This window comes from Pseudaeromonas pectinilytica (genome assembly GCF_054780855.1).
In genome coordinates this window covers 1-10,759 of record NZ_BAAGVN010000073.1, presented here as the reverse complement: position 1 = coordinate 10,759, position 10,759 = coordinate 1, and the positions used below count along the sequence as shown (strand labels likewise).

General features: G+C 60.3%; 8 protein-coding genes. 6 read left to right on the top strand and 2 right to left on the bottom strand.

Annotated features, from left to right (window positions below; translation table 11 throughout):
- The first annotated feature begins 1,039 nt into the window (after nucleotides 1-1,039).
- The 3 genes from ACYVG7_RS05300 to ACYVG7_RS05290 all read left to right on the top strand — a co-directional run bounded on the left by ACYVG7_RS05300 (nucleotide 1,040) and on the right by ACYVG7_RS05290 (nucleotide 5,116).
- The gene (locus ACYVG7_RS05300; RefSeq protein WP_460882181.1) at nucleotides 1,040-2,812 is read left to right on the top strand and encodes a metallophosphoesterase family protein; all 1,773 of its coding nucleotides are present in this window, start codon (nucleotides 1,040-1,042) and stop codon (nucleotides 2,810-2,812) included.
- A gap of 333 nt (nucleotides 2,813-3,145) precedes the next feature.
- Nucleotides 3,146-4,456, top strand: a complete 1,311-nt coding sequence (locus ACYVG7_RS05295) for an MFS transporter (protein WP_460882180.1) — start codon at nucleotides 3,146-3,148, stop codon at nucleotides 4,454-4,456.
- A 291-nt stretch (nucleotides 4,457-4,747) separates the two neighbouring features.
- Complete coding sequence (locus tag ACYVG7_RS05290) at nucleotides 4,748-5,116, top strand: 2Fe-2S iron-sulfur cluster-binding protein (RefSeq protein WP_460882179.1); 369 nt, start codon at nucleotides 4,748-4,750, stop codon at nucleotides 5,114-5,116.
- A 168-nt stretch (nucleotides 5,117-5,284) separates the two neighbouring features.
- On the opposite strand, the gene gdhA is transcribed toward ACYVG7_RS05290, so the two are convergent.
- Together gdhA and ACYVG7_RS05280 are read right to left on the bottom strand one after the other, a co-directional pair.
- Nucleotides 5,285-6,646, bottom strand: a complete 1,362-nt coding sequence (gene gdhA, locus ACYVG7_RS05285; RefSeq protein ID WP_460882178.1) for an NADP-specific glutamate dehydrogenase — start codon at nucleotides 6,644-6,646, stop codon at nucleotides 5,285-5,287.
- Nucleotides 6,647-6,812: 166 nt separating this feature from the next.
- A complete protein-coding gene (locus ACYVG7_RS05280) occupies nucleotides 6,813-7,904 on the bottom strand; it encodes a GNAT family N-acetyltransferase/peptidase C39 family protein (RefSeq protein ID WP_460882177.1) in 1,092 nt (363 codons plus the stop codon).
- Nucleotides 7,905-8,189: 285 nt separating this feature from the next.
- Between ACYVG7_RS05280 and ACYVG7_RS05275 the strand changes: the two genes are divergently transcribed.
- From ACYVG7_RS05275 to ACYVG7_RS05265, 3 genes are all read left to right on the top strand, one after another.
- Nucleotides 8,190-9,659, top strand: coding sequence for a RimK family protein (locus tag ACYVG7_RS05275; RefSeq protein ID WP_460882176.1), 1,470 nt, complete (start codon nucleotides 8,190-8,192; stop codon nucleotides 9,657-9,659).
- Between the two features lie 235 nt (nucleotides 9,660-9,894).
- Nucleotides 9,895-10,395: an IS4/Tn5 family transposase DNA-binding protein gene (locus ACYVG7_RS05270; RefSeq protein ID WP_460882175.1), complete on the top strand. Its 501-nt coding sequence runs from the start codon at nucleotides 9,895-9,897 to the stop codon at nucleotides 10,393-10,395.
- The coding region (locus ACYVG7_RS05265) for an IS4 family transposase (RefSeq protein WP_460882174.1) at nucleotides 10,277-10,759 on the top strand (483 nt) is incomplete at its 3' end. The genes ACYVG7_RS05270 and ACYVG7_RS05265, both read left to right, overlap by 119 nt.

The following is a 10,759-nucleotide window of genomic DNA, read 5'->3' as shown; positions in this document are numbered from 1 at the left end:
CAACCAAGAGCCCAACAGTGCAAAATCCTGGTTATCGGGTGGGGTGAAAATAGTCAACAACACGTAAAGGGAACAGCGCCCCCCGTAGGCGTATCGGAGGCGCGGGGTGCGAGCAATTCAGTCAGCAATAGTTATGGCTACCGCAGGGGCTTGCGGCCGCCACAGTGCCAGGTGCTATCTCGGTGGAGCTGTTATGGCTGACAGTAACCTTGAGTAATTTGACTTCATACGCTACCTGAGTTTTTCCGTTGGGGAAAATGGATTCACATGGGCGAGCTCACATTTTGACCGCCAATCTGGGGTTTGCCTTTTAACCTGCAAGTTCAATGGCCCCATGCGAGCGATTACGCTGCGCTAATGGCTCCTACAAGAGCTTGGTTTTTTACCCTGAATTCATTTTCAAAATCCCAATCCGTCTGTCGGAGTGAACGCAACGGGTGCGCGTCCAGAATGACCAGCTTCTGGCTTCTGCCATTTGCCCTTCATCACCCAAACTTGAAGCCGTTTGTCGGGCCGGGTGGCGGGGTGAACGCAATCGGGGCGCGGTCAGGATGACCGCAAAAGGGAGCGTCACGCCAGGGATGGCGTGTGGCGACCGGCCGGTGGAGAGAATCCCAGAGCCCGGGGCTTTCCCGACAGTCGGCATAAACCCGGGCCCGGGATTGCCAAGGGGGAGGCCTTTTCCCCCTTGGTCCGCCCCCGCCAACGGCAGGTTGCCAAATCGCCCCAGCCGACAGGGCGGAACCGGACAAACCAGAAATCCGATTTCAATCAGCAACGTGCAGCCGTGATGCCGTCAGCATCCGATCATCCATCACGCGGTAAACGTCGGGCTTCGCCCAACTCAGCCCGACCTACGGTTGAACTCATCACCCAAACTCGAAGCCGTCTGTCGGGCCGGGTCGGGCCGAACGAACCGGCCCGGCCACAGGGACGAGAGCCAGGGAGACAGCCATGTCTCCCTGTCACACCAGCGTCAATTGGCCGTCATATTCCCCCATTAGAGTCAGTACTCCAAAAACAAGAATGGAGTTCCATAATGCGCTCAGGATTGGTTTTATCTGCACTGACAGCGGCCCTGTTGTTAGCAGGGTGTGGCGATGATGACGCCGAAACAAAGGCCCCGCAAAGCGTGGTCAAGATTGGCGTCATCAGTGACGTGCATGTGTTCGATGCGGTCAAGCTGGGCGGGGTGCCGGGTGAGCCGGCCTATGAAGAGGCCATCGGCAAGGATCGCAAGGCCTTCTTGCAGAGCCAGGCCCTGGTGCAGTCGGCGCTGGATCGGCTGGTCGCGGCGGGCAATCAGGTCATTCTCATCACTGGCGATCTGACCAAGGATGGCGAACAGTACTCCCACGAGTGGTTGCGCGAGGCGATTGCCCAGGTGCAGGCCAAGGGCGTCAAGGTGCTGCTGATCCCCGGCAATCACGATATGAACAACCCCTATGGCACCAGCGGCTCCATCTTCCTCGAGCAGAACAGTCTGGGAGCCGAGGTCGGATCCATAGCTCCTTATATGGAGCACACCGACGGTACGCCGCTGTATGACGTGCCACGCTTCGACCGCTTCTATGCCGACTTCGGCTTTGGCGATGCAGTGGCACGGGATGAAAACTCCTTCTCCTATATCGCCGAGCCGGTGCCGGGACTGTGGGTGCTGGCGCTGGATCTGGCTAACAGCTCCTTGCCGCAGGCGACCAGCAACTGGTCCACAGACGCCGGGCTGCAAGACTATCCGCCGACCGGCGGCTCACTGCTGGCGCCGCAACGGGCCCAGACCTGGGCCTGGGTCAAAACCATGGCCGCTCGCGCCAAGGCCGAGGGCAAGGTGCTGCTGACCATGAGCCACTTTGGCGGCATCGAGCACTTTACCGGTCAGAACCTGCTGATCCCCGACTATGTGCTGGATGGCGCGGGCAAGGCCTCCTACCTGCAGGATCTGCAGTATTCGCCCTATGTCGAGACTTTCACTGCCGCCGATGGCAGCACCGGGCAGATCCCCTATCAGACCAGCAGCGAATATGTGTCGCGGGCGCTGGCCGAGGCCGGGGTCAACCTGCTGCTGACGGGTCACTTCCATGCCAACGACATAGCGCGCCGGGATTATGGCAATGGCAACTTCCTGATTGATATCGAGACCGGGGCCACCGTCAGCTATCCCGCCTCCATGCGCCAACTGGTGCTGGATTTGCCGACCAAGACCCTGAGCGTGAATACCGATATCGAGACGGTGCAGGCCGATGTGCCGGCGGCCGGTCTCGAGGAGCTGGTCGATGCCATGGCGGATAATCTGCTGGCGGCTCTGGGGCTGGATGTGCCGGATTCGCTAGCTAACTTGCTGGATGCTCTGCTGCTCAAGCGCCCGCTGTGGAGCCTGATGTGCGACCTCTATCTGGTCGGCCAGGGGCTGGATCCGCAGGCCGATCAAGCGCAAGGGGAGGCGGCCATGCTGGCTGCGCTGCCGAGCGGCGTGACGAAAGACGAGCTGCAGGCAACCACCTTGACCACGCTCATCTCCACCCTGCTCAAGGCCCACTATGCGGGTGATGAGGGCAGCAATCCGGCGCTGGGCGCCAGTCAGCGCTTTGCCATCGGCTGGCTGACCCAGGTCAACGCCACTCAGTTACAGGCGCTGATGACGGCGCAGCTCACCGCCATGCAGTTGCAAGGCCAGGTGCCCGACAGCGTGCTGGCCCAGTTCAGCCAGATGCTGCCCCTGATCGGCCTGGTCGGTTACGGCGTGGTCAATGATCCGACCCCGGATCGCAACGTCCGCATCGACCTGACCACCGGCACCCTGCAAGCCCAGTAACTCCCTCGCAAGCAACCCGACCCACCGACCGGCGGCCCCCGCCGGTCACTCTTTGGCTCTTCACCCTAAATTCATCACCTAAACCATCTGTCGATTTGAAGCAGAGGAAGCGGCTGCACACCGCCTTTGCTCGTCAGACATATAAACCCAAACTCGAAGCCGTCTGTCGGGCCGCCGAATCGGCAGGCTGGCCGATCAGCCAGGATCGGCAACGGGCCAGCCGCCCAGGCCCCAGAACTTGCAAGGCCACATTGCATATTCCGCGATTTACAGCCCCAGCCCGTAGTCGCATAGTGAATGTCCTTATCAAAATGCTATGGGAAACATAAGGATATGTTGAATTCGATCTCGACTCCGGCCAGAACCCTGACCGGGCAGGACTTCAAGACCTTGTCGCTGGCGGCGCTGGGCGGCGCGCTGGAGTTCTATGACTTCATCATCTTCGTCTTCTTCGCCGTCATCATCGGCGATCTCTTTTTCCCGGCGGATATTCCCGACTGGCTGCGCCAGTTCCAGACCTTTGGCATCTTTGCCGCTGGTTATCTGGCGCGGCCGCTGGGCGGCATCATCATGGCGCACTTTGGCGACAAGATTGGCCGCAAGCGCATGTTTACCCTGAGTATCTTCCTGATGGCGGTGCCGACCCTGCTCATCGGCCTGCTGCCCACCTATGCCGCCATCGGCATTGCCGCTCCCATCATGCTGCTGGGACTGCGGATTTTGCAGGGCGCGGCCATCGGCGGCGAAGTGCCGGGGGCCTGGGTGTTTGTTGCCGAGCATGTGCCGGCGGCGCGAGTCGGGCTGGCGTGCGGCATCCTGACCGTGGGTTTGACCGCCGGTATCCTGCTGGGATCCCTGGTGGCCACGGCGATCAACACCCAACTGCCCAAGGAAGAGGTAGTGGTGTGGGGCTGGCGTCTGGCGTTCGTGCTGGGCGGGGTGTTTGGCATCATCGCCATGTATCTGCGCCGCTGGCTCCATGAGACGCCGGTGTTTGCCGAGCTGCAGGCGCGCAAGGCGCTGGCCGCCGAGATGCCGCTCAAGGCGGTGCTGCGGGATCACAAGGCGGCTGTGGTGGTCTCCATGCTGCTGACCTGGCTGCTCTCGGCCGGGATTGTGGTGGTGATCCTGATGACGCCCACCTACCTGCAGAAGGTCTATGCCCTGACGCCGCCCGAGGCACTGCAGGCCAATTCGCTGGCGATTGTGGCGCTGACCCTGGGCTGCATCGTCGCCGGACGGCTGATCGACTGGCTGGGTAGCGGTGTCACCTTTATGGGCGGCTCTGTGCTGCTGGCGCTGACCACCTGGAATTTCTACAGCGGTCTGCAAGGCGGCACCGCCGATCTGTTGCTGCATTATGCCCAGGCGGGATTCTGTGTCGGCATCGTCGGCGCCGTGCCCTATGTGATGGTGAATGCCTTTCCGGCGGCGGTGCGTTTCTCCGGCTTGTCCTTCTCCTATAACGTGGCCTATGCGGTGTTTGGTGGTCTGACACCGATGTTGGTCACCCTGTGGTTGGCCCAGGATGTGCTGGCGCCAGCCTACTATGTGGTCAGCCTGTGCGGGCTGGGCTTTGGCATCGGTGCCTATCTGTGGTGGCGTAAACGCGGTGCGCTGCGCCTGCAAGCCGAAGCGGCCTGATCGACAGAGCTGCGAGTTGTGCCGACACCGCCACCTTCGGGTGGCGGTGTCGTTTGTAGTGGGGCGCTCTGCGGCGAGTTTGCCTCTTCTCACCCGGGATCGGTTGTGTGGCGAGCCGGGCCCGCCCATCTATTGCGATTGCAGCGTTTCGCCATGGATCCGACAAAATGGCGGGTTATGCGGGATAACCTCCGGCTCTGATTATTTTCAATCGAATTAAAACAGTGGCTTAGTGATTGGATGGCTTCTTGCTTAGTCCTGTGCTCATTCATTTAGCAAGAGGGTTATGCAATGGCCAATGTCTACTTTTCATCACCGACCATGGAAAAGAACAAGAAGGTGATTGCGGTTGCCGGTAAGCGGGAAACCGTATTGGGCCTTGCCAAGGCCAACGGCATCAAGATCCCCTGTGACTGTGAGGATGGTCAATGCGGCGCTTGCCTGATCAAGGTGATCCACCTGGATGGCATGCGCATCAAGGCCATGATGCTCACCGACAAAGAGCGGAATGTCTTGAAGTCGCTGGGCAAGCTGCCCGAGCATGAGGAGGAGCGGGCGGCAGTGCAGGATCTGCCACCGACCTACCGTCTGGCCTGCCAGACCATAGTCACCGATGAGGATCTGCTGGTTGAGTTTACCGGCGAGCCCGGCGGCGCCTGAGCGCTCATGTGTGGCGGCGGTCATGGCTGCACAGGCTGCTGATCGCCGGTTGCGGAAGCTGGCTACCTCGAGAGCCAGCTTCTGCCACAGGGTCAGCACCAGTGCTGACCCTGTGTTTTCTCATCCCCAAGATTCTCTTAACCCTGTGGACTTCAGCGCTGACGCGCCTCAGATCACCCCTTGGGCTAACATGGCGTCGGCGACCTTGACGAAGCCGGCGATGTTGGCGCCGTTGACATAACTGATGGAACCATCGGCCCGCTGGCCGTAGCGCACGCAGGCGTCGTGAATATTGCCCATGATGGCCTGCAGCCGCTGGTCGACTTCCTCACGCGACCAGGAGAGGCGCATGGCGTTCTGGCTCATCTCCAGACCTGAGGTGGCGACGCCACCGGCGTTGCTGGCCTTGCCCGGGGCATAGCTGACGCCACTGTGTTCGAACAGGGTGATTGCCTCGAGGGTGCACGGCATATTGGCGCCCTCGACCACACAGCGGACACCGTTCTGCACCAGCGTCTTGGCATCTTCACCGTCCAGCTCGTTTTGGGTGGCACAGGGCAATGCCACATCCACCGGGATGGCCCAGGGGCGTTGCCCCGGCAGAAAGGTGGCACGCACCTGTTGGGCATACTCATCGACCCGGCCATAGCGATGGTTTTTGATTTCCATCAGTATGGCCAACTTCTCTGGCGTGAAACCCGCCTCGTCGTAGACGGTACCGCTGGAGTCGGAGACTGTGATCACCCGGGCACCCAGGGCCATGGCTTTTTCCACCGCGTACTGGGCGACATTGCCGGAACCGGAGACGCTGACCCGCAGGCCCTCAAGATGGCGGCCCTGACGGCTGAGCATCTGGTTGGCGAAGTAGACGGCGCCGTAGCCGGTGGCCTCGGGGCGGATCAGCGAACCGCCGAAGCTGAGTCCCTTACCGGTAAAGACGCAGTCCGCCCGGTTGCTCAGCTTCTTCATCATCCCGGCCATGAAGCCGACTTCGCGGCTACCCACGCCGATATCGCCCGCCGGAATGTCGGTATCGGATCCGATGTGGCGCGATAACTCGGTGATAAACGCCTGGCAAAAGCGCATCACCTCGCCCTGGCTCTTGCCTTTGGGGTCGAAGTCGGAGCCGCCTTTGCCACCGCCCATGGGGAGTGTGGTCAACGAGTTCTTGAAGGTCTGCTCGAAGGCCAGGAACTTGAGGATGGAGAGGTTGACCGACGGGTGGAAACGCAGGCCGCCCTTATAGGGGCCCAGCGCCGAGCTGTGTTGGATCCGGTAGCCGCGATTGACCTGCACTCGTCCGTGATCATCCACCCAGGCGACGCGGAACATCAGCGTGCGCTCCGGCTCGATCAGCCGCTCCAGCAATCCCTGCTCGGTATATTTGGGGTTTGCGGCCAGGAATGGCCACAGACTGCTCAGGACTTCGGTGACGGCTTGCAAATACTCGATTTGACCTGGATTGCGCTCCCGGACGTCGTTCAAGAATGCAGCGACGGATGGTGCGGTTGACGGAAGGTGTGCTGGCATCGGCGGCCCTCTGTTGGCTGTCAAACGACCAGTCTAACCCCATCGAGTGATGAATTGCACTAATACGGTGCGCAATCCAGTGCTTTGCTTGCCTGCGGCCGTGGATGGCCAATCGCCACCGCGATGGCCGGGGCGTGGCGGCGAGAACCTGCCACTTCCGTTTGGCTCAGGCTTGCAGGGTCAGCGCCAGCGCGGCACTGAAGCGCTCCTTGCCATATTGCATCATGGCGTAGAAGTCATCGCGCCGGACCGGTACCTGCATGGCCGAGGCCAGGCGATCCCGGCTGCTGTCCACATCCGGATCATGAAAAAACACAAACTGGGCATCCATGCCGATGAGCACCACCCAGTGCGGGGCCTTGTCGCCGGTCAGCCGCCAGGTACTGATCAGCACCAGGACCGGATGGCCACGCTTCAGCTCCTGCTCCAGCTCTTCCAGACTCGGGCGCCGTACCGTGGGCATGATGCCTGCCTCGGCCAGTTGTTGCTCGAAATCGCTCTGCACCAGCTCCATCACCTGACGCTTGCTGTCACTGCGCACCCCGCGCAGGAAGGGGGTCCGGGTCTGACTGATCCAGACGTTGGGATGCAGGCCGCGGCGATGGGCGGCCAACGCCAGCCCCAGCGCCGAACAGCCGCCGTGGCCCGTGGTCATAAATACCGTGGTGGCTTCGCGCCAGATCTGCACCTCGTGGCGACGGCTCAGGGCAAACTCAGGTTGCAGCGCCGCCTGCGCCATCAGCAGGCAGGCCGGGCCGCAGGTGAACGGCAGGGTCTGGGCGTAGTAGGGGATGGGCAGCAGATGGGGCAGTTGGCCGGGCTGCAACCGTTTTTCCAGGCGTACGCCATCGGCGGCATCATCGTAGTAGTGGGCCAGCACGCGGATCGGCCGATAGCCCTGTGTCAGATAGAGGCGCTTGGCCTCGTCGTTATCCTGCCGCACCTCCAGCCGCAGGGTGAGAGACCCCAGCTCGACCGCCGCCGCTTCACAGGCCGCCAGCAGCTGGTGACCGATACCCTGACCGCGCTGCGCGCTGGCCACCGCCAGCGAGTAGAGGCGCGCCAGGTGAGTGCGATGGTGAAACAGCACCAGGGCATAACCGAGCAGCCGACCGTCCTGCTCGGCGATCAGGGTACGGCTGGTATCGCTCTTGATAAAGCGCCGGAATTGGCGCGCCGAGAGGCGATCGCCGGGAAAGCAGGAGAGTTCCAGCGCCAGCAGCGCTTCCAGATCATCAGGGACAGCAACGCGGATCATGACCATGTCTACCTTCAGCATGGGCGCGAGGAGGGGGCCAGCAGATGTCTGCCCGGTGAGCCGAACGATCAGGGGGTAGGCAGGCCGAAGAGTGAAGCCCATACGACGCCAGATCATAGGCCGATGCGCTTGACGGGTAAAGTGTGACGGGCATAGCATGCTGCTCGGCTGAGAGCCTGTTGTATCCAACGCCCTTCTTTCTTGCTGCAGACTCTACCGCCGGGTCGTATCCGACCTCCCTCCTGCGCCGTGCCGGATACCGTTGCTGTTCAACTTGGAGTCTGTATGGCCAAGTTTCTTATAGTCACGGAAAAAAAATCAGATTGGGCTGCCTATTTTCCCTCGGAAAGCGTCGTCAGCGTGGGCGATTATCTCGACCATCGCAGCGACAAGGCCGCACGCAACACCCAGGTCATCAACCTGTGCCGAACCTATGAATATCAGAGTATCGGCTACTACTGCACCCTGCTGGCCGAAGCCCGCGGTCACCGTATTCTACCCACCCTGCGCACCATCAACGAAATAGCCAATCGCGAGCAGCAGTTGATGGTGATCCATGGCATGAACGAGGCGCTGGATCTGGCCTTTGCCGGTCATCCCTGCGAGAACGTCAATCTGCTGTTCTATTTCGGCCAGACCGACGTGCCGGCGCTGCAGAAAATGGCGCGTCAGCTGTTCGATCAGTACCCGTTGCCGGTGATGGCGGTGCAGTTCCGCCATGGTCCTCATGGCTGGCAGCTGGTCAGCATTGCCCCCTATTCGTTTCATCGCCTGGAAAATGGCCAGCAAGACCGCTTTTCCGCCGCGCTGGAGCGCTTCTCGCGCAAGATCTGGCGCCAGCCGAATCATCACAAGCGCTATCGCTATGACTTGGCGATCCTCATCGATCGGGAGGAGCATATGCCGCCCTCCAACCTGATGGCGATCAAGCGCTTCATCCGCGCCGGTAAGCGGCTGGGGATCAATGTCGAGCTGATCGACAAGGATCAACTCGGTCGGCTCGGTGAGTACGATGCGCTGTTTATCCGCGCCACCACCAATATCGATGATTTCACCTACCAGTTTGCCCGCCGGGCCGAGAAGCTGGGGCTGGTGGTGATCGATGATCCGGCCTCCATCATGTACTGCACCAACAAGGTTTATCTCGCCGAGTTGCTGGAGAAGCACAAGGTGCCGACGCCGAAGACCCGGGTCCTGCGGGCCGGGGAGAAGAACTGGGTGGAGAAGACCATCCACGAGCTGGGGCTGCCCTGCATTTTGAAGCTGCCGGATGGCTCCTTTTCTCGCGGCGTACACAAGGTCAGCACCGCCGAGGAGCTGGAGAGCAAGGCGCTGGCGATGATGAATGACTCGTCGCTGATCCTGGCCCAGGAATATATGTATACCGACTTTGACTGGCGTATCGGCGTGCTGGATCGGCAGCCGTTGTTTGCCTGCAAATACTATATGAGCCAGGGGCATTGGCAGATCTACCAGCACAAGGAGGGGGGCAGCTTCAATGCTGGCGGCTGGGAGACACTGGATGTGATGTCGGTGCCGCGCTGCGTCCGGGAAACCGCGCTGCGGGCGGCCAATCTCATCGGCGATGGTCTGTATGGCGTGGATATCAAACAGCAGGGCAACAAGGCCTATGTCATCGAGATCAACGACAACCCGAACATCGATCGCGGCATCGAGGATCATGTGATGGGAGAGCTGATCTACGAGCGGGTGATGCTGGAGTTTCTGCGCCGCCTGCAGCAGCGCGGACTGTAGCGCCTCTCTTTTCTTTCTCGCCAGATCAACAAGGCGGAGCTTGTGGCTCCGCCTTGTCACTTAAATGGTTCGGACGAGACATCCTCTATCGCCAACTCGCCGTAAACCCTTCCATGGGCTGTCTCTTATACACAACTCCCCACCCTCCTCGGTGGGGATGTTTTTTTCAGAACAAGGGAATTTTTTTCGATTTTAACGATCTCAATTCCGACACTCTCAGCTTTGCCAAGGCTCTATGCTTATCACCGATCCCAACCTTTGGGCTAACACACTCTTTGCACATGCCGAGCTGAATGATCCTCGTCGGACTCGCCGTCTGGTTCAGATCTCCGCCTCCTTGGCTCAAAATGTAGGACAATCCATTATGCAATCGGCCCGCTCTCCCGCAGACATGGAGGCCGCCTATCGCTTCATGCGAAACTCAGCTATCCGTGCAGAGCACATAGTTGATGCAGGGTTTGCCAGTACAGCCGACATGGCTGCTCAATTCAACATCCTGCTGGCTCTGGAAGACACCACCTCGCTCAATTTCTCCTACCCCTCCATTCGTGATGATTTGGGTCATATCAGCACAAGTCAGCAGGCTCGAGGCCTCCAGGCCCATTCTGTATTGCTCTATGCCCCCGAAGCTGTCCAACTGGTGGGCCTCATCGCCCAANTACAAATGGGAACAAACATCCCGTCAGATGGCGGAGCGGCTGGGCCCGTTGATGCAGCGAGTCATCAGCGTCTGTGATCGGGAAGCAGACTTGATAGAGTATCTCGCCTACAAGCACCAACAGGGTCAGCGCTTCATCGTTCGCTCAGCCAAGTCCCGTCGTATCGAAGAGGCGGACAGCAAACTGTATGCCTTTGGATGTGAGCTTGCGGTGGCAGGTGAGCGCTCCGTTAACGTGCCGCAGAAAGGTGGACGCAAAGCCCGACAGGTCCAATGTGATATTCGTTATGCACCGGTCACCATCAAAGTCCCCACCAACAAGCAGGGGGAATCCATTTCGCTCTTCTATGTCAGTTGTATTGAACAGGGCTCACCGGATGGTTTGAGCTGGCACCTGCTGACCTCAGAGCCGGTGACCAATGCCGAGCAGGCCCAGCAGATA

Coding starts and splice junctions, on each gene's coding strand:
- ACYVG7_RS05300 (WP_460882181.1), top strand. CDS start 1,040: ATGCGCTCAGGATTGGTTTTATCTGCACTGACAGCGGCCCTGTTGTTA.
- ACYVG7_RS05295 (WP_460882180.1), top strand. CDS start 3,146: ATGTTGAATTCGATCTCGACTCCGGCCAGAACCCTGACCGGGCAGGAC.
- ACYVG7_RS05290 (WP_460882179.1), top strand. CDS start 4,748: ATGGCCAATGTCTACTTTTCATCACCGACCATGGAAAAGAACAAGAAG.
- gdhA (WP_460882178.1), bottom strand. CDS start 6,646: ATGCCAGCACACCTTCCGTCAACCGCACCATCCGTCGCTGCATTCTTG.
- ACYVG7_RS05280 (WP_460882177.1), bottom strand. CDS start 7,904: ATGATCCGCGTTGCTGTCCCTGATGATCTGGAAGCGCTGCTGGCGCTG.
- ACYVG7_RS05275 (WP_460882176.1), top strand. CDS start 8,190: ATGGCCAAGTTTCTTATAGTCACGGAAAAAAAATCAGATTGGGCTGCC.